Raw genomic sequence first — 19,726 nt, forward strand, 5'->3', positions numbered from 1 at the left:
TTAAATCTCGTCTTCACTATGCACGTCAGAAGGTTCTGGCATCACCCCATCAGGCGAGCCGGTGATAACAACATCACCCTCATTCAGTCCTGAAACAATCTCTGCCATCACTTTATTATTCAAACCAACGCTCACCTGTTTAGTAACCACCTTGTTCCCCCCCTCCAAAACAGAAACCCATGCCTTATGCTCTTTTGTCTCATCGCGTAAAGCATCGCTTGGAACCAACAAAACATTTTGAGCACGCCCTAAGATAATATGAACTTGAGCAGTCATATAGGTTCGCAAAAAATTGTCCGCATTATCAACATGTAAAATTCCGTTATAATAAATAGCTGATGAGATTAAAGCACTAGACCCCCCTACCATACCAGGATTAATACTCACATCAGCACGAATTGCTTCAGGAGCCGGCTCTATCTTTTCTAAAACGCCCTCATAACGACGCTGCGAATTCCCTAAAACTGTAAAATAAAGTGGTTGTCCAGCTTGAACTTTAAGAACATCAGCTTCTGAGATTTGCGCCTTGATCGTCATCTTTGACAAATCGCCCAAAATAACAATTGTTGGCGCCGACTGAACCGCATTCACATTCTGTCCTTCTTCCACAACTGTTGCCAAAACCGTTCCCGCTGAAGGAGCAATGATGCGTGTATAACCTAAATTGACCTCTGCACTATCCACATCAATTTGTGCTTGCACAATCTGCTGTTGAAGTTGAGCAATTTGTGCCTCACGTATTTTTACTTGTGTCGCAGCATCATCGAGATTAGCCCGTGAAACCGCACGTGACTCGATCATTTTTTTCTGACGTGCTAAATTTTTCTGCGCAAGAGAAAGATGGGCTTCTTGTTCTACCAAACTCGCATAATAGTGAGATAATGCTGCTTTTTTTCTTTTTAAATCATTTTCTTGATCTGTAGGATCAATTTCTGCCAAGAGATCGCCTTCTTTCACAACACTCCCAGGAGAAACGCGCATTGACACCACACGCCCTGTTGCACGCGCACCAACAGCCACCAACCGATAAGGACGTACAAGACCAGAAGCTAAAACACTTTCCTCAATATCCCCACGCTTCACCACCGCGGTTATATAAGTTGGGCTAGATGTTCCAAAAACAACAGAACGCAACCATAAAAACAAGAGAAGAAGAAATATAGCAGCTAAAAAGAAAGAAAGTTTTTTGTGTTTTGTAATGAAATTTTTGAGTAGACTTTTTTTCATTTTCCTACCTTTGCACGCGAACGAGGTGCACCATCAACGACTTCCGGACGTGATACATCAACAACGCCATCCCAGCCCCCCCCCAATGCTTTCATCAACGTGATATATTGCGTAACCAAAGAAACACGGCTATCTTTAAGTGCCATTTGTGCAGAATAATAAGAGCGATCAGCGTTTAACAATTCAAGAAAACTGGTATTTCCATTCTCAAAAAGACTCCGTGAAAGTTTTAAGGAATGAAGAGAAGCTTTATTCGCAATGATCAGCTTTTCTAAGCGTTGATGTTCTTTAGTTAATCTTACCAGCGCATTTTCTACATCTTCTAAAGCTCCCAAAACAGCAGCCCGATAAGTAATAAAAGCTTGATCACGCTGTGCACGCGCTACCGCAATAGAAGCCTCAACCTGACCTCCATTAAAAAAAGGAAAACGCAAACCAGGCCCAAAAGACCAACCAATCGTTGAATTTTTCCATAACTGATCTATCGCCGTTGCGGCTGTCGAAATATTACCTGTTAAAGTAAGTGAGGGATAGCGATCTGCTTCACGTTGACCAATCCGCGCTGTCGCTTGCGCATATTGACGCTCTGCCCGTCGTAAATCCGGACGTGTTAACAAAATATCAGCTGGAATTCCTGCTGGTATCGGCCAGTGCGGTTGTGGAATCTTTGTATGCTTAGCATTTTTTTGTAAAAGAGCCTTCAATGCCGTAGGCACACGACCAGTTAAGACAGAAAGACGATGAACGCTCATTGCTAAATTCGCTTCCATCTGTGATATATCTGCTTCTGTATTTGCCATTTGTGCTTGCGCATTTGAAACATCGAGCTCAGAAACATCACCAGCTGTTAATCTAGCACGCATCAATTCATAGGTTTTACGTTGTGATACTGCAATTTGCCGCACAATTAACAATTTCTGTTGCCAACCACGCATTTGTACATAATTTGTTGCCACATCTCCTAACAATGTCACCATGGTAGCGCGCATATCTTCCACAGCCGCATCAAGACCATAACGCGCTGCTTCAACCGCTCGTTTATGCCCACCAAAAAAATCAAGCTCCCAGCTTGCATCAAAACCACTATGATATTGGTTTAACAATGCATCAGACTGTCCAGAATAACTACGGGTTCCTGAAATTGAATTGGACACATTTGGCAAAAGAGTTCCCACAACCTGTCCTAAACCCGCACGTGCCTCACGTACCCGAGCTTTGGCAACAGCAACATTATTATTTCCAGAAATCGCATAATCCATTAATGCATCTAGAACAGGGTCATTCAAACGCCGCCACCATCCGGCAAGCGCAACTGGCTGTCCTACAGTCTGTGCAGATTTTTCTCCCCAAACTGCTGGAACACGAAAAGATGTTTTCTGGTAATTAGGACCAACCATACATCCTGACAAAAGCAAACACAACAAGACACAAGAAAGTAATCCACGAGAAGCGCCCCTTTTGAGATTTCTGATATACATCTAGTCTCCCGCATTCTTTCAGAATCATTATTTAATATTAATACTTTATTTACCTCTTATTTCAAACTTGACGTGAAAAATCAAATACAGTTTGCACAGGAATATGATCTGAAGGGCGTTCCCATCCGCGCGCATCACGAAAAATCGAAAGATCTACAACAAAAGGTGCTAAATCAGGAGAAGACCAAACATGATCAAGCCGCCGTCCATAATCGGTAAATGCCCAATCGCGTGCACGATAACTCCACCATGTATAAAGCTTGGTAGGAGCAGGAATATGAAACCGCATCAGATCAACCCATCCACCTTGACAACACAAGTCCTGTAAACGCTCGGTTTCAATGGGAGTATGGCTTACAACCTTCAACAATTGCTGATGAGACCAAACATCCTCTGCCAAAGGAGCAATATTTAAATCGCCCACCAAAAGAGAAGAAAGACCATCTCCTTGATCCGCACGTATAGAGGACATTTCTTCTAAAAAATCAAGCTTATGCCGAAATTTTTCATTCACATCAGCATCTGGAATATCTCCCCCAGCAGGAACATAAAAATTATGAATCCGCAAGTTTCTCCCATGGGCTTCCACAATAACTGAGATATAGCGACAATCTTGGTTTTGGCAAAAGAAACGCTTTTCTACCTTTTTAAAAGGCAAACGAGAAACAATAGCCACCCCGTTATAAGATTTTTGTCCACTCAATGCGATATGCTCATAACCCGCTGCTTCAAAAGCCCCCACTGGAAATAAAGCATCTGGACATTTTGTTTCCTGTAGACACAAAACATCTGCGGAAAAGAGTTCCAAATACTGAAAAACCTGTGCAAGACGCAAACGAATAGAATTAATATTCCAAGTTGCAATACGAAATAACATCCATTTCAATCCCAATGAAACAACACCGCACTATTTCTTCGAAGGAAGTGCAAACATTCCATTAGCGAAACGGACGTCTGTCCGCACATTCATAATCTGCACAGTAGTTTCCAAATTTTGTTGGTCAACAATTGTCCACTGCCGCAAAGCAGAGCCTTTAGAATCAAAAACCATCCTTATTTTCCCTGCCCCAATCGTTTTATCACGCAGAACAATCGTCACAGCCCCTGGATCTTCGCGAAATGCCAACAAGCGCCCAGAAGATATATCAATTTTATCAGCCAACAGAAACTTCATTGGCGTTTGCGAAAGTTGTGAAAAGTTCCAAGTATTCAAAGCCCGATTGTTAATACCTACAAATTGGCCATCTGCAATAATCTGTAAAGGCATTTTCTTATAAATAAAACGAATTTTCCCTGGGCGCTCTAAATAAAATGTCCCTTGGGACATTTTTCCCTTTGGACTAAACTGAATAAAATCACCTGTCATTGTTTTGATTGCCGCAAAGTGATTTACAACATTTTGCGCCTTTATCACTTTATTAGACGCTTGCGAAAAAACAGGAAAAGTTAAACACCAAAAGATAATAATTCCCACCAACCCAAAGACTCTTCTTTGCGGAAAAAAAGACGTTTTCATAAAAAATGCTCCCAAGCAATGTTTAATTGACTTTATAATTTATAACTTAAGTGATCAACGATGAATAAATACCCTTCTTTATAAAATAAAGATATTGTTTGAAAAAAATATCAAAATATTTTTAACAGTATTCTTCTTCGACAATCTCCAAAACTTTCCGCTTACCCATATCATTTGCTGGACTAATAATGCCTTCTCCTTCCATCTTTTCAATCAATGTTGCGGCACGGTTATAACCAATACCTAAACAATGTTGAATATGAGAAGTTGAAGCACAATAGCAACAGCTTGACTATAGGGATCATCTGCTAAAGAAAAAGCCAAAGAAACATCCTTCTTTATTGCCTGCGGTATCGTTTCCAAATAATCAGTCTGCGTTTAAATTTCCGAAGGCATTCAAATTTCCCGCTTTTCTGCTGATTTTCTAAACGCATAATATATTCTTTATATATTCTTTCCCACCCCTAATCTGTGAAGCAATATAAATTATAGTCAATACATAACGGATTAAGTACTAAACATATATTGCTCGCGAACCTGAAAACTCCTTTAAGTGGCAAAAATGCTTTTTTGACTTCCTTCCAATCCAAAAGAATAAAAATTTTCACTCGAACCAGTCTGTAAACAGTTTGGAGTTTAGCAGATTTCACTTGGCTTCCCACCCCATATGATTCATCTATATAAGGCTCCACAGATAAGCCTTGCCCCTAAATATTTAGAGCGCACTTAAAAAGACACTTAAATATCAAGCCTTACATGCTTTTATACCCCTACACTCGCAATGACATTATTTTATACCAAGATATTGATTTATAATAAATTATCTTTTTAACTTAAATCATAACGCCAAATACAGGAAGATTCTCTCATCACATACTCTCTCATATTGAATCAATTCAAATCATTTGCTTGCACGTTACAAGCAAGGTTGGTGTATGGATAAAAGTTATATGAGATAAAGAATCCCCTTATAAAGAGTCTCAAGTGCCAAGGAGCTATCGCAAATCGAGAACTGATATATGAAAATACAGACTTTCTACGATACAGTAGGATAAACACTTGTTTTATAAGATGTTATAGAAAGCAACTATAAAGATTTTTCAAAAGCGTTCTTCTTCGGCAGGCACTAAAATTTCTCGTTTCCCTGCGTGATTTGCTGGACTAATGATACCTTCTTCTTCCATCCTCTCAATCAGTGTCGCAGCACGATTGTAACCAATGCCTAAACGGCGTTGAATATAAGAAGTCGAAGCCTTACGATCACGAAGCACAATAGCAACAGCTTGGCTATAGGGATCATCTTCTGAAGGAGAAGCTAAAGAAACATCAGCACCATCCTCTTCAACTTCTTGCGTAATTGTTTCCAAATAATCAGGTCGTGCTTGCGCTTTGAGATGCGCAACAACCTGCTCCACTTCATCATCTGCAACAAAAGGACCATGCACACGTTGAACACGTCCTCCTCCCATCATAAAGAGCATATCTCCTTGTCCCAATAATTGCTCAGCCCCCTGTTCGCCCAAAATTGTTCGGCTATCGATTTTTGAACTTACAGAAAAAGAAATACGTGTAGGAAAATTGGCTTTGATCGTCCCAGTAATAACATCGACAGAAGGACGCTGCGTCGCCATAATCACGTGGATACCGGCAGCACGTGCCATTTGTGCCAAGCGTTGAACCGCGCCTTCAATGTCTTTACCAGCAACCATCATCAAATCAGCCATTTCATCAATAATGACAACAATATAGGGCATAGGACTAAAATCAAGTGTTTCCGTTTCATAAAGAGGCTCACCGGTCTCGCGATCAAATCCAACTTGAATTGTCCGCGCCATTGTCTCTCCCTGACTTGCTGCTTCCCTAAGACGTGCATTAAACCCATCAATATTACGAACGCCTAATTTTGACATTTTACTATAGCGCTCTTCCATTTCACGAACAGCCCACTTTAAAGCAATCACGGCTTTTTTAGGATCTGTCACCACGGGTGTTAATAAATGAGGAATGCCATCATAAACCGAAAGCTCAAGCATTTTCGGATCCACCATAATGAGACGACATTGTTCAGGTGTCATACGATAAAGCAATGATAAAATCATTGTATTGATAGCAACAGACTTTCCCGATCCTGTTGTACCAGCAACCAAAAGATGGGGCATTTTTGCTAAATCTGCAATAACAGCTTCCCCCCCGATGGTCTTACCTAAAGCAAGTCCTAGCTTTGCTTTGCTGTCAATAAATTCTTGCGCCTGCAACATTTCTCGTAAATAAACCATCTCACGCTTTGCATTAGGCAATTCTATTCCAATCACATTGCGTCCTGGAACCACCGCAACACGCGCTGAAATCGCACGCATCGAGCGTGCAATATCATCTGCCAAACCAATAATACGGGAAGACTTAATGCCGGCAGCCGGTTCAAATTCATACAAAGTCACCACAGGTCCAGGACAAGCATCAATAATTTGCCCTTTAACTCCAAAATCTAACAAAACCCCTTCAAGTTCCTGAGAATTTGCTCTTAAAACAGCAGGAGAAAGTTTTGCATCTCTAACAGACGGTGGTGGAACCGAAAGATAATCTACAAGAGGAAGAACAAAATCACCATTTGAAGAAGCTGTTAAAGACTTTCGATTTTTAACAGGAGAAACATAGGCTTTATTTTGATTTTCCTCACACTTTACTTTTTCACCCAAAAAAGTTGGCTCAATTCGATCAAATGACTTTCCTTGCCCCTTACTCTGAAAACGCCTTTTGAAACAGAATAAACGAAAAAAACGCGCTTGTAAAAAATAAAAAAGATGTAAAAAAGCGCCAAAAGTTGTCGCAAAAAAACCATGATTTTCACGATCATCCTCTGCAGCATATTCCGTATCTTCTTCCAATTCAAAAACTGGATTAACGATTGCATCTTTTGGAATGCTTTTTTCTTTTCTTTTCTTTGTTCGACGCCGCCATATCACATTGCCAGCAAAAGCAGCAGTGAAAAAACCTAAAAGAATAAAAACAACACTGAAAAACACCGTGTAAAGAGGAGAAAGAAAAAGAGGAAAAACTGAAGAAGCAACACTTAAAGCTTTATCTCCTAAAACCCCTCCCAATCCCATTGGCAATGGCCAATAAGTAAAAGAAGCAACAGGTGAAATAAGGGCAAAAGCAATTAAAAAACAAATCGTTGATAGCGCCCATAAAAAAAAGCGCAAAGTCAAATTGTAGATATTCTTTTGCGCCAACAAGAGAAAAGACCAAAATAATGGCGGTAACAAAACAGCAAGACTTGCCAAGCCAAAAAACTGCATAATAAAATCTGAAAAAATTGCCCCCATCCACCCCATAAGGTTTGTAACCTCATTTGTACTTGCATGGGTTAAAGATGGATCCTCAACATTCCACGTCGCCAAAGCAAATACACAAAAAATAATAAAGCCCAAAAGCCCAAGCCCAATAAATACCCCTATCTGACGTAAAAACATCTCAATAAGACGCGAACCTTGAGAATTTCGCACTTCTAATGAATCATAAGGAGAAGAACTTCGGTGCATCTATCAATTCCAAATACAAAACTTTCATATTTTAAAGAGTTATAACTCTCTCTCGTAAAAAAGGATGAAGCTTAAACTCTGTGCCAATCTGTAAACAAATAACCTGTAAACAATCCGGCTTTTTATCTAGTCTAGCGCATTCTACCTTCTAACCACTTCATATCACTCATACATCACCACCCTAAGAGACTATCCTTCATAAGGCGCACAAAAAGCTCTCGCTGAATATTTTATCACACGATCAACCAAAAAACACCTCATGTGTAAAGTTTTACATGGGTCCTATAGGCACCTCCTAAACAGACGATGTTTTTTACGCTACATCATGATAACGGCAAAATATGAATACTGTTTTAACCATCACGAATGAACACAGTTTTTTATTTATCATACTAACTAAATGTCCCCCTTCAGGACAGGCATACTAAAGTAATTCATACAACTTAAAAAAATACACGACCATCTTTGGTTATTTTTAGTTTTCTTTTTTATCAACCAAGTGTAAAAAGAATTGAAGAGGACATTCAAAAAAGCTTATCCGATAAATCTGTAAAATGAATCACATAAATGATGAAGCAGAAGAACTCTGAAAAACCAATCTGTCATCAGATTGGTGCCAAAAAGAAACCTCGTTTTGTAAAGTAGAAAGAAAAGTAAACGTTAAGATATTTTAGGCAATTTAAAAAGATATTCTTTTTTAAAAAAAGCAAACTGTAAACAATGGAAGAAGTATTGTGTGTTCTAATCGCAATAAAGACGTACAGCCCAATAAAAAAATTAAATCTCATAAAACGAAACAATGTGATCTGCTCATTGCAGGGGGGGCGGCTGTCGGTTTAACCTTAGCGATAGCACTCAAGCAAACAGCCCCTAATCTGAAAATAAAAATCGTTGATGCTGCTCCGCAAGGAGATACTCCTGCTTCTAACATACGAACCATTGCCCTTGCTGCCGCTTCTATTCGTATGTTAAAACAATTACAATGTTGGGAACCTATAAAACCCTATGCGCAACCCATTCATTCAATGATCATCACAGATACAAGCACAAGTGACCCTGTCAAACCCACTCTTTTAACCTTTGAAGGCGACATTACCCCTGGTGAGCCCTTTGCTGCTATGGTAGAGCAGAGAGAACTCATCAACACTTTAAAAAAACGTGTCAAAGATCTCAATATCCCTGTTATTGCAAACACACGTGTCATTGATTTTCATCAAGAAGACCAACATAAAACCGTCACTTTAAATAATGAAGAGGTTTGGCAAACAAAATTGCTTATTGCAGCCGACGGAGCCCATTCGAAATTACGCCAAAAAGCAGGTCTTAAAAACTTTTCTCATCCCTATAAACAAACAGCAATCATCTGCACAGTTGAACATGAAAAACCCCATAATGGTCAAGCAATTCAACATTTTTTACCTGCCGGTCCTTTTGCTCTTCTCCCTCTCAAAGGCAACCGATCTGCCATTGTGTGGAATGAAGATCATAAAACTGCGCAATATTATCTCAAAGCTAATGCCCTTATTTTTGAAACAGAACTCGAAAGACGCATTGGCCATCGATTAGGCAAACTCTCTTGGAATGGCGAACGTCAAGCTTTTCCTTTAAGTCTTTCTTTAACACGTCAATGCGTTAAACCACGTTTTGCTCTCGTTGGCGACGCCGCCCATACCATCCACCCCATTGCAGGACAAGGACTCAATTTAGGATTACGCGATAGCGCTGCCCTCGCTGAAGTGATTATTGAAGCAGCACGACTAGGTCTTGACATTGGCTCCCTCACTGCTTTAGAGCGCTATCAAAGCTGGAGACGTTTTGAAGTTGTCCGTATGGCTTTAAGCAATGATTGGCTTAATAAACTCTTTTCTAATGATAGCCTTCTTTTACGGATGCTCCGCGATACCGGCCTTGGTATCGTTAATCAAGCGCCAAAAATAAAAAAATACTTCATTCAAGAAGCTGCCGGTCTCACTCCCAATGCCCCACGTCTTCTACACGGCTTCCCACTTTAAGCAAAAATTCATCCTATTTCACTTTTTTACAACCTTTGCCTTCCTCCTTCAAAGAACAAAAAATTCCTATCTCATCCAATCTGTTTACAAACCAGATTCCTGTCGAGTAATTTTCTCTTGACTTCCTCCTCCCATATTTCACTTAACATAAGACTCGACAAGCGAGTACATTCTAAGAATATTCACCACGCACTGAAAAATAATGTCTCAAAGAGGTTGCCTTATATCACCACACCTTAAAAGAAGGCATTTCACGTCATAACGAAATAAACAAGACTTTTTAGCACACAACATTTTATTTATAATAATAAATTCATTGTTCTCATATTGAGTAAGAAATCTAACGATCATAAAATACCCTTATTTCAAATCTCTCTCATGTTGAAGCAATCAAAATCATTCACTTGCACATCACGAACGAGAGTGTCGTATAAATAAAAAAAATTAAACAAAGCAATAAAAAAAACCTCCCTCTCTCAAGAACTAAGGACTTTAGCAATATTGGAGGCGAGTAAAGTGTATAAGGACGCCGGCTTATATTTTTTATTGAAATAAAAGCTGGTGTACAAAAATGGATTTTATGTAATCATAGGGACTTTCACGTTATACTATTCACGAAAAGCATCATAAAATAAGCTTCGTTGCATTGAAAAATTTTTCTTTTAAAACAAGCGCGTAAATTGGTAACACAACTGTATTCCGTTTGGGGTATTCTGTTCCTCAGACAAACCCTTTAACTTATTGTGGAATACCACACAATTTTAGAAAAAATATTCCGATATATAACAAAGTGTTCCGTACTCTATACCATCACACAAAATTGTAAACCTGCATATCACCCCCCTATTTCACACCATAAAAGAAGATAAACCGCAATAGAATGGCTTAATCCTTTTATTTTCAAATACGCTCTTTATTCATAATTCATTATTCATAAATGCTCATAAATGAATTTTAATCACAAACGCTCAGAAATATGTCATAAATTCTATAAAACTCATAAAAGCCATAGAGATTTTCATTTCCTACACACTCACTCATCTCAACTAAACGAACGATAAATCGATAAATAAAGTAAATGCCTCATATATAATCTTACAGAAAAAAGACCAAACAAAATCTATAACATCAGGCTTGTTTTACAGAACAATATTTCAAAAATATAAGTATGCTAATTTATTAACATATTAATTGATAAAATTATCATTTTACATATTGAGTGAAAATCCCTATGCAATAAATCATTCTCATTTCGACCATTTTTGTAAAGAGTCAATAAAACTATAAAAAGAAGTAAAATATCCCCCTCTCTCAAATGCCAAAAGCAATTACAATATTTTAATCCGGCATCATCATTATGCTTGCCAGATTATAACAACAAGACTTTTTCACTTAAATACATTTATTCATGCCCCCTATCATTTTATTTGATCACTCAATACTTTAATATATTTGTTCAGTATGTTTATACAATCAAATTACCCAAAAGAGCATACTTCTTGCATTTACATTCCCTAGTATTCCCTTATCTTGTAAATATCGCACACGTATTATGTTACTTCAAGTTCATCAAGTGTATACCCATTCTCCAACCACTCTTTAATCCACTTAGGTCTACGTCCACGCCCATTCCATAATTCCCATTGGTTATTAGGATTTCTATAATGGCGCTCTTTGCTCACAAGATCAGCGATATCAATTCCATGGGCATTAGCAATTTCAAGAATTTTTCGTCGCGCATTTTGCTTTTCCTTTGCTTGCCGTTTTTTTAATTCCACATCGATTTGTGTACGCATCTCTTGTAGTTCATCAAAATTCATATTTTTGAGATCATTCACCTTAATTACTCCCCTTGCAAAAAAGAATTTTTTCTTGCCATATTTTAAACACAATTATAGACAATTTCTGTCTATTTATTATCGAAATTAAAATTACGATGCATATATCACTTTGACGGAGATGTGCTTTGGACCACAAAGAACTGTTTATTGGTACATCAATTACCATCACTGCATCTTTTTTCAGCTCAATCGCTGAAACTACTAAATGCAGTGCTCAAACGCCATCACACCTCTCTGACTCTCATGAATCAGTAGTCAAAAGTAAATATAAATCGTCACTCTATAAGTTATGGCAATACGCAACAAAGAACAAGCCCTCTCTGTATAATGATAGTGTAGTTCATTATGACAATAAAACCTCCCCTTACACACAACGGCTTTTTACTTCGTATAAATTTTTTTTGAAAAGATTTTTGCAACCAGAGAATTATGTAAAACAAGCAGCTTCAATACAGTATCAAAGATTATTATTTTTTAAAAGCAGCGCCTTTTTTCGTGATTCCAATAATATTGGTTGGCATAACGTGCTCTATTTTATTCCGCACTTTTATCTTGTTGGTTGGATACTCGCATATATTAGAAATATTTTTAGAAGAGAACAAAACAATAATCACAAGGAATATTCTAAGCTAAACAATCTCGTTCTGCAAATTTATAAAATCAAAAAACAACGAGAAAATGCACCACAAAGAATGAGCATTTGTATTAATAAAATTCTTCATAATAAGGTGTATTGCTAATGATTGTTCCAGATTTCACATTTTTTGCTGCTGCATACATATCCAATACGCCCCTCATAACATTTTCAGTTATCGCCGAACAAGAAGCGCGGGACAATGTCTACGTAACAGATGATAAAGATAACTTGTTCTATCAATCATCTCAGCTTAAGGAAACAATCGCAACAACTGAACAGAGAGAACATAATTTTAACATAATTTTAGGGCAAATTGGTGTTGGAAATGTGAAATTGTTTTCTCTTTTTGATGCATTTGATTTTTGCGGAAATCTTACAGCTGTACAAAACGCTCTAACTTACTGCTATGAACAAACAACATCAAAGTGCATCTTTGAAAAAGCGACTTTGCAATCTGTGCTAAATTTCTACAACACAGAAAACTCAAACCACACCTCTATGCAAAAAGTTACTTCATATATTGGAGTAAAAGCTGCTGTACGAGAAAATGAAGATTTGCAGGAGCCTGTAAAGCTTAAAAAAGAAGAACTAGAACAGGCAACTAACGTAGATTCTCTTCCTCTCTCTTCAAAAGGAGAAGAAGATGCATTTACACATAAAGAAAGTGGCACCAACGATGCTTTTTCAGCTGAAGATTTTTCTTCATCGAGAGGCTCGCTAGAGTGACAACTGATATTTTCACGAAACTCTAGAATTTTGATAGGATATTATAATGAAAGGTAGATAAGAAAATGTTAAAGCTCTAATTAGTAAGATTGGACAAAATCTCTTCTAATTGAGGGCAAAGATAATGAAAATGATAGAACAAAACAGCGTTGACATAGCATTTAGTCAAAAAGCAGCACGTGAGATTACAGTCGTGATGCTTTCAGAAAGAGAATGGTATTTTACGTTTATTTCCGATGATCCAATCACCGGAAAGCCAAATAAATATACGTTACTTACACAAAGAGGAAAACTAAGAACTTGGGCTGATCCAAAATATCTCTTTAAGTTTCTTCATGAACGAGGGGTCATTTGTGGGAGTTTTAATCTTAATCAGGATAAACAACATGAAACAATTAAATATTCTTCACACAACAGCTCGTAATAAAATTGCTGCATTTTCAGCAGCTTTAACCATATTTTTTATGAATAGTTCTGCTCATGCACAAGCCCAAGTGCAAACTTTACAAAATGCATCGAAAGCTCTAACAGATTTACAGGCAGACTTAAAAGTGATTATACCTATCGCTGCTGCCGTTATCCTCTTGTGCTTAGCAATTGGTTATGCAGGACGCTACATCGGAAAAGACACTTTTGTACGGTGGGCAATCGGTGTTGTCATCGCAGGTTCTGCAACCCAACTTGTTACTCTGCTATTTAAAACAGCGTAATAATGGCATCAATTATAAAACACGGTATGTTTATTTATATAAAAATATTATCTAGATTTTAATAAGAGTGAAATATGAAAAAGTTAATTAGTCTTCAATCGAAAAGTAACAACAAAATCATCGCAATTTCTGCAGCTATAGCTGCATTATTCATGGATAGTTCTGCTTACGCCGCCGCAAGCGTTTTAAAAAATGCAGAGACCGCTCTAACAGGTTTACAGACAGACTTAAAAGTGATTATCCCTATCGCTGCTGCCGTTATACTTTTGTGCTTAGCAATTGGCTATGCAGGGCGCTACATAGGAAAAGACACATTTGTACGATGGGCAATCGGTGTTGTCATTGCAGGTTCTGCAAGCCAACTTGTTACACTGCTATTTAAATAGCATCAATTATAAATACAATATGTTTATTCATATAAAAATGTTATCTAGATTTTAATAAGAGTGAAATATGCAAAAATTAATTGATCTCAAATCAAAAAGTAACAACAAAATCATCGCAATTTCTGCAGCTATGACTGCGTTCTTTATGAGTAGTTCTGTTCATGCACAAGCCGCAAAAACTTTAATAAATGCAAAGACAGCTCTAACAGATTTACAGACAGACTTAAAAGCGATTATCCCTATCGCTGCTGCCGTTATCCTCTTGTGCTTAGCAATTGGTTATGCAGGACGCTACATCGGAAAAGATACATTTGTACGGTGGGCAATTGGAGTCGTTATCGCAGGTTCTGCAGCCCAACTTGTTTCAATGCTATTTAAAGCATAATGGCGTTAATTATAAATTATAAAATACAATATGTTTATTTGTATAAAAATATTATCTAGATTTTAATAAGAGTGAAATATGCAAAAATTAATTAATCTCAAATCGAAAAGTAACAACAAAATCATCGCAATTTCTGCTGCTATGACTGCATTATTCATGGATAGTTCTGCTTACGCCGCCGCAAGCGTTTTAAAAAATGCAGAGACCGCTCTAACAGGTTTACAGACAGACTTAAAAGTGATTATCCCTATCGCTGCTGCCGTTATACTTTTGTGCTTAGCAATTGGCTATGCAGGGCGCTACATAGGAAAAGACACATTTGTACGATGGGCAATAGGTGTTGTCATCGCAGGTTCCGCAACCCAACTTGTTACTCTGCTATTTAAGTGATAGCGTTAATTATAAATACAATATGTTTATTTGTATAAAAATATTATCTAGATTCTAATAAGAGTGAAATATGAAAAGATTAAATAGTATTCAATCGAAAAGTCACAACAAAATCATCACAATTTCTGCAGCTATGACTGCATTCTTTATGAATAGTTCTGCTCATGCACAAGCCGCAAAAGTTTTAACAAATGCGAAGACAGCTCTAACAGATTTACAGGCAGACTTGAAAGTGATTATCCCTATCGCTGCTGCCGTTATACTTTTGTGCTTAGCAATCGGCTATGCAGGGCGCTACATAGGAAAAGACACATTTGTACGATGGGCAATCGGTGTTGTCATCGCAGGTTCTGCAACCCAACTTGTTACATTGCTATTTAAAACAGCGTAATAATGGCGTTAATTATAAATAATACAACACGATACGTTTATACGATAAACAACCAGTATTATTATCGTGTTCTCTACAACCAAACTTACTTCAATACTATTGAAAGGTAATTCATGAATCAGTATAATACATAATGTTTTTAACATCCATCGATTATTAGGTGAGTACCAGTAATAATGTAGCCATACTGAAAAAAGGAATATTATTTATAGCAACTTTAATCAAAAGGGGATAAAGGATATGAAACAATCAAATACGTTTCAAGCGAAGGCGTGCAACAGGATTAATGTTATTATTATCACTTCAATAATGTTATTAATAACGAAATCTGCATATGCTCAGACGGAAACTGAAAACTTGGATGCCTTCATAGGAATGCAATATGGATTAAGTATACTTATTCCTATCGTCGCCATCATTATTCTTTTATTTCTTTTGCTTATTTATATATTTCGCATCATCGCAAGAGCTACATTTATGCGATGGGCATTCAGTGTCATTATTGCTGGTGCAGCCTTTTATATTAGCCACATATTATTTTACCTCCACTGACAAGAGCACCCTATGAAATCACAAGAAAAAAAAGAATTCCCCCTATTCAAAGGAGCAACACGTGTTCCAACAATATGGGGTGTCCCCATGATGCCATTTATCGTTATGGTTATGGGGGTTGCTGTTATTGCTATGACAGTAAGTATCTTTTTGTGGATTATAGCACCTCCATTATGGTTCATTATGGTGCAAATTACTAAAAACGATGATAAGGCATTTCGTATCTGGTGGTTATGGATCGATACTAAATTTCGCAATCGAAACAAAGGTTTTTGGGGCGCATCAAGTTATAGTCCCTCTGATTACAGTAAAAGGAGATAAACATGACAGTTGTTGAAAGTAGCAAACGCCTTGCATCAGAGACACCTGTAAGCCTATTTCTGCCTTATTCACATCATATTACAGATACGATTATCTCTACTAAAAATGCGGAATATTTATCGATTTGGAAGATTGACGGGCGTTCACATCAAAGCGCTTCAGAAGAAGATATCTTTCAATGGATAAAAGAGCTTAATAATACTCTACGGGGTATTTCATCAGCCAATTTATCATTTTGGACACATATTGTGCGCCGCCGTGTTTATGAATATCCTGATTCAACATTTGATCAAATGTTTTGCTATCAACTTGATGAAAAATATCGGCAAAGCTTTACTGGTTATAATTTGATGGTCAATGATTTATATCTGACTGTCATTTTTCAGCCGATAGCGGATAAAATTATGTCGTTCTTTTCTCAACATGAACGTGAAACGCTTGACCAAAAAAAGATGCGACAAGACTCATGTATCAAAGAACTCAATGACATCAATCGTACTTTAGGCCAATCTTTAAACCGTTACGGTGCAGAACTTCTTGGTGCTTATGAAAAAAATGGACATGCTTATTCTTCTGCACTTGAGTTCCTTGGAATGCTTGTCAATGGTGAATATCGCCCCATGCCAATTTGCCATGACCGTTTTGCTGACTATATGTCTATCAATCGACCTTTTTTCTCAAAATGGGGTGCTCTTGGTGAACTGCGAACAACCAGTGGAATGCGTCGATTTGGAATGCTGGAAGTTAAAGAATATGATGCAACAACCAAACCGGGACAATTAAATGTTTTGTTGGAAAGTGACTTCGAGTTCATATTGACGCAGAGCTTTTCGGTGCTCTCCAGACATGCTGCTAAAGACTATTTACAACGGCATCAGCGTAACCTTATTGATGCACGAGATGTGGCAACGAGCCAAATTGAACAAATTGACGAAGCACTAAACCAGCTTATCAGCGGGCATTTTGTCATGGGAGAACATCACTGCACATTGACTATCTATGGTGATACAATTCAACAAGTACGCGACCATATGGCCAAAGCGAGTGCAGCATTACTAGACGTTGCGGTACTGCCCAAACCTGTAGACTTAGCGATAGAAGCTGGCTATTGGGCACAACTTCCTGGCAATTGGAAATGGAGACCACGTCCTGCTCCGATTACATCATTGAACTTTTTATCATTTTCATCTTTTCATAATTTTATGTCAGGAAAACCCACTGGCAACCCATGGGGACCAGCTGTCACAATTCTTAAAACAACCAGTAAAACACCGCTTTATTTCAATTTTCATGCCTCCAAACTTGAAGAGGACTCAACAGATAAACGTTTGCTCGGTAATACCGCACTTATCGGACAATCTGGTTCCGGTAAAACCGTGTTACTTGGCTTTTTGTTAGCACAAGCACAAAAATTTAAGCCGACAACTGTTGTTTTTGATAAAGATCGTGGCATGGAAGTTGCCATTCGAGCGATGGGTGGAAAATATTTAACATTCAAGCCAGGCAGGAGAAGTGGTTTCAATCCTTTCCAACTCCCACCCACACAAGAAAATCTTATTTTTCTGAAACAATTTGTTAAAAAATTGGCAGAAGCTGGTGGTGAAGTCACGCATCACGACGAAGAAGAAATTAACAAAGCGGTTATGTCTGTTATGAGTGCTAACATTGACCGATCACTCCGTCGTTTGTCCTTTCTAGTACAATTTTTACCAAATCCACGTTTAAGTGATTATAATGCTCACCCATCTGTTCATGCTCGCTTACTAAAATGGTGTGAAGGTGGTGATTATGGATGGTTGTTTGATAATCCCCACGATGCTCTTGATCTCTCAACACATCAAATTTACGGCTTTGATATCACGGAATTCTTAGATAATTTTGAAACTCGCACCCCAGTGATGATGTATTTGCTTTACCGCACAGAAGGCATGATTAGCGGACAGCGATTTATGTATATCTTTGATGAGTTTTGGAAGCCTTTACAAGATCCGTACTTTGAAGATTTGGCGAAAAATAAGCAAAAAACTATCCGTAAACAAAATGGTATTTTTGTTTACGCAACACAAGAGCCTAGCGATGCCTTAGAAAGTAATATTGCCAAAACACTCATTCAACAGTGTGCGACTTACATTTTTCTAGCCAATCCCAAGGCAAACTATGAAGATTATACAAAAGGTTTTAAACTAACAGATACCGAATTTGAACTCGTTAAAGGACTTGGTGAGTTTAGTCGCCAATTCCTCATTAAGCAGGGTGATCAATCTGCGCTTGCAGAACTGAATCTTGGTAAATTCCATCTGACAAGCGGTGGAAAAACCATCGAACACGACTTTAGTGACGAGCTATTGGTGTTATCAGGTACACCTGATAACGCAGAATTAGCCGAAAGCATTATCGCGGAAGTTGGTGATGATCCAGCAATATGGTTGCCAATTTTCTTACAGCACGCAAAAAATGACAGGAGGGAAACATGAAAAAAAAGGTCATTCCAATAGTAGTTGTAATAACTTTAGGGATTCCAAACCCAGCAATGGCTTGGGTTTGGGGCGCTGGAGCAGCGGATTTGTCGGCATCAATTCCAACGACGTGGCCCAATTTTTTTGGGAGTTCAAAAACATCAAAGAAAACACCTCCACAACAAAAGGAAGCGCCACCTGACCCACTTCTCGAAACACTAAAAAAACAACTTGAGGAAGTAAAAAAGATACACGAGTCTATAACGGGAAACCAAAAGTTCGACACTAAAAAACTTAAAAATGCACAAACAGATCACAGCAGTTTTTTTCTCAAAAATCCGGAGACGCTCTACAATAGAAATAAATCTTCTGCTCTAGCTACATCACTTGAAAATATTTTAAAAGAAGAAGAAATTCCTATCTCTGTCCATGAATCTAGCAGTTTTATCAACAAGCGTAGCCAATATGCAGCCATCACTGATAAAGCCGTAAGTCTAAAGACTTTTGAAGAAGCAAATAATCGTTTTCAGCAAATTGAAGAACTATTAAACGAAATCAAGACAACAAAAGATCTAAAAAGTATTGCTGAGTTACAAGCACATATAATTGGAATGCTCGCTATGCTACAAAATGAAACAGCAAAACTACAAATGGTCACACATTTACGCAATGCTGAATATACACTTATCAAACAGCAGAAGGACAAACATAACATAAAAATTTTGAATAGTAAAAACACGAAAATGCCTACCATAAGATTTATTAAATAAGGCTTTTTATAACAATATTTCGTGTATTATTTTTCCTGTATGCTCGTAAAAAGCAAAGGTTAGTGCATAATATTCAGTTCTCTCCCATAGACTGAAAAGATCTAGGAAATTTAATTCTATCCTAAAAAAATCAACGAAAAATGCTTAAAAATCATATAAAAAGTTGAAAATTCGTTAAAGAGGAATTCCATGGACTTTACAGTGTTCACGCAACTTTTCAGTAAAATTGATCAGATAACAAAAACATATGTCACGGATATTTCCTCAAAAACAATGGCTACAATTACGCCCTTTGTTTCAATCGGTGTCACAATCGCTTTCATCATCTATGGATGGCTCATCATTCGGGGCGCTATAGATATGCCTCTCTCCGGATTTGTAAATCG

Annotated in this window: 19 protein-coding genes and 2 pseudogenes; 14 read left to right on the plus strand and 7 right to left on the minus strand. The window is 37.8% G+C overall.

The window, feature by feature from the left end; genetic code table 11:
* The 6 genes and pseudogenes from ACFIKH_RS00560 to ACFIKH_RS00585 all read right to left on the minus strand — a co-directional run bounded on the left by ACFIKH_RS00560 (position 1) and on the right by ACFIKH_RS00585 (position 7,763).
* On the minus strand, positions 1-1,227 hold the full coding sequence (locus tag ACFIKH_RS00560) for an efflux RND transporter periplasmic adaptor subunit (RefSeq protein ID WP_375625213.1): 1,227 nt from the start codon (positions 1,225-1,227) through the stop codon (positions 1-3).
* On the minus strand, positions 1,224-2,705 hold the full coding sequence (locus ACFIKH_RS00565) for an efflux transporter outer membrane subunit (protein ID WP_375626624.1): 1,482 nt from the start codon (positions 2,703-2,705) through the stop codon (positions 1,224-1,226). Before ACFIKH_RS00565 ends, ACFIKH_RS00560 begins: the two co-directional genes overlap by 4 nt.
* A 61-nt stretch (positions 2,706-2,766) precedes the next feature.
* The gene (locus tag ACFIKH_RS00570) at positions 2,767-3,582 is read right to left on the minus strand and encodes an exodeoxyribonuclease III (protein WP_375648389.1); all 816 of its coding nucleotides are present in this window, start codon (positions 3,580-3,582) and stop codon (positions 2,767-2,769) included.
* Positions 3,583-3,612: 30 nt separating this feature from the next.
* Positions 3,613-4,221, minus strand: a complete 609-nt coding sequence (locus ACFIKH_RS00575) for an outer membrane lipoprotein carrier protein LolA (protein WP_375626628.1) — start codon at positions 4,219-4,221, stop codon at positions 3,613-3,615.
* Positions 4,222-4,342: 121 nt separating this feature from the next.
* Positions 4,343-4,590: pseudogene (locus ACFIKH_RS00580) on the minus strand (DNA translocase FtsK); the annotation flags it as partial.
* A 731-nt stretch (positions 4,591-5,321) separates the two neighbouring features.
* Positions 5,322-7,763: a DNA translocase FtsK 4TM domain-containing protein gene (locus tag ACFIKH_RS00585; RefSeq protein ID WP_375670726.1), complete on the minus strand. Its 2,442-nt coding sequence runs from the start codon at positions 7,761-7,763 to the stop codon at positions 5,322-5,324.
* Between the two features lie 734 nt (positions 7,764-8,497).
* Between ACFIKH_RS00585 and ACFIKH_RS00590 the strand changes: the two genes are divergently transcribed.
* Positions 8,498-9,775, plus strand: a complete 1,278-nt coding sequence (locus tag ACFIKH_RS00590; protein WP_375626632.1) for a ubiquinone biosynthesis hydroxylase — start codon at positions 8,498-8,500, stop codon at positions 9,773-9,775.
* 1,550 nt (positions 9,776-11,325) lie between these two features.
* Here the strand turns inward: ACFIKH_RS00590 and ACFIKH_RS00595 are convergent.
* Entirely contained in the window at positions 11,326-11,613 is a 288-nt protein-coding gene (locus tag ACFIKH_RS00595; protein WP_015857007.1) for an H-NS family nucleoid-associated regulatory protein, read from the minus strand.
* 128 nt (positions 11,614-11,741) lie between these two features.
* Here ACFIKH_RS00595 and ACFIKH_RS00600 point away from each other — a divergent pair, with 128 nt between their 5' ends.
* From ACFIKH_RS00600 to ACFIKH_RS00660, 13 genes and pseudogenes are all read left to right on the plus strand, one after another.
* On the plus strand, positions 11,742-12,356 hold the full coding sequence (locus tag ACFIKH_RS00600) for a hypothetical protein (RefSeq protein WP_375626634.1): 615 nt from the start codon (positions 11,742-11,744) through the stop codon (positions 12,354-12,356).
* Complete coding sequence (locus tag ACFIKH_RS00605) at positions 12,356-12,979, plus strand: TrwN protein (protein WP_375670728.1); 624 nt, start codon at positions 12,356-12,358, stop codon at positions 12,977-12,979. The genes ACFIKH_RS00600 and ACFIKH_RS00605 overlap by 1 nt, the downstream gene beginning before the upstream one ends.
* 124 nt (positions 12,980-13,103) lie before the next feature.
* The gene (gene korA, locus ACFIKH_RS00610) at positions 13,104-13,403 is read left to right on the plus strand and encodes a KorA family transcriptional regulator (protein ID WP_375626638.1); all 300 of its coding nucleotides are present in this window, start codon (positions 13,104-13,106) and stop codon (positions 13,401-13,403) included.
* On the plus strand, positions 13,366-13,689 hold the full coding sequence (gene trwL, locus ACFIKH_RS00615) for a VirB2 family type IV secretion system major pilin TrwL (protein WP_375670730.1): 324 nt from the start codon (positions 13,366-13,368) through the stop codon (positions 13,687-13,689). Before korA ends, trwL (ACFIKH_RS00615) begins: the two co-directional genes overlap by 38 nt.
* A 74-nt stretch (positions 13,690-13,763) precedes the next feature.
* Positions 13,764-14,075 (plus strand): VirB2 family type IV secretion system major pilin TrwL, encoded by a 312-nt coding sequence (gene trwL / locus ACFIKH_RS00620; protein ID WP_375670733.1) that lies wholly within the window; start codon positions 13,764-13,766, stop codon positions 14,073-14,075.
* A gap of 67 nt (positions 14,076-14,142) precedes the next feature.
* The gene (gene trwL / locus ACFIKH_RS00625; RefSeq protein WP_375670735.1) at positions 14,143-14,460 is read left to right on the plus strand and encodes a VirB2 family type IV secretion system major pilin TrwL; all 318 of its coding nucleotides are present in this window, start codon (positions 14,143-14,145) and stop codon (positions 14,458-14,460) included.
* A 78-nt stretch (positions 14,461-14,538) separates the two neighbouring features.
* Positions 14,539-14,850 (plus strand): VirB2 family type IV secretion system major pilin TrwL, encoded by a 312-nt coding sequence (gene trwL, locus ACFIKH_RS00630; protein WP_375670737.1) that lies wholly within the window; start codon positions 14,539-14,541, stop codon positions 14,848-14,850.
* A 70-nt stretch (positions 14,851-14,920) separates the two neighbouring features.
* Positions 14,921-15,241, plus strand: a complete 321-nt coding sequence (gene trwL, locus ACFIKH_RS00635) for a VirB2 family type IV secretion system major pilin TrwL (RefSeq protein ID WP_375670739.1) — start codon at positions 14,921-14,923, stop codon at positions 15,239-15,241.
* A 240-nt stretch (positions 15,242-15,481) separates the two neighbouring features.
* Positions 15,482-15,793: a conjugal transfer protein gene (locus tag ACFIKH_RS00640; protein ID WP_375670741.1), complete on the plus strand. Its 312-nt coding sequence runs from the start codon at positions 15,482-15,484 to the stop codon at positions 15,791-15,793.
* A 12-nt stretch (positions 15,794-15,805) separates the two neighbouring features.
* On the plus strand, positions 15,806-16,114 hold the full coding sequence (locus ACFIKH_RS00645; protein WP_375613868.1) for a type IV secretion system protein VirB3: 309 nt from the start codon (positions 15,806-15,808) through the stop codon (positions 16,112-16,114).
* Between the two features lie 2 nt (positions 16,115-16,116).
* Positions 16,117-18,588, plus strand: a complete 2,472-nt coding sequence (locus ACFIKH_RS00650) for a VirB4 family type IV secretion/conjugal transfer ATPase (protein ID WP_375670743.1) — start codon at positions 16,117-16,119, stop codon at positions 18,586-18,588.
* Positions 18,585-19,340, plus strand: coding sequence for a type IV secretion system protein (locus ACFIKH_RS00655; protein ID WP_375670745.1), 756 nt, complete (start codon positions 18,585-18,587; stop codon positions 19,338-19,340). The genes ACFIKH_RS00650 and ACFIKH_RS00655 overlap by 4 nt, the downstream gene beginning before the upstream one ends.
* Before the next feature lie 189 nt (positions 19,341-19,529).
* Positions 19,530-19,726: pseudogene (locus ACFIKH_RS00660) on the plus strand (trwi protein); the annotation flags it as partial.

The organism is Bartonella sp. SD1336NMGDW (genome assembly GCF_042193565.1).
Lineage (GTDB): Bacteria > Pseudomonadota > Alphaproteobacteria > Rhizobiales > Rhizobiaceae > Bartonella > Bartonella grahamii.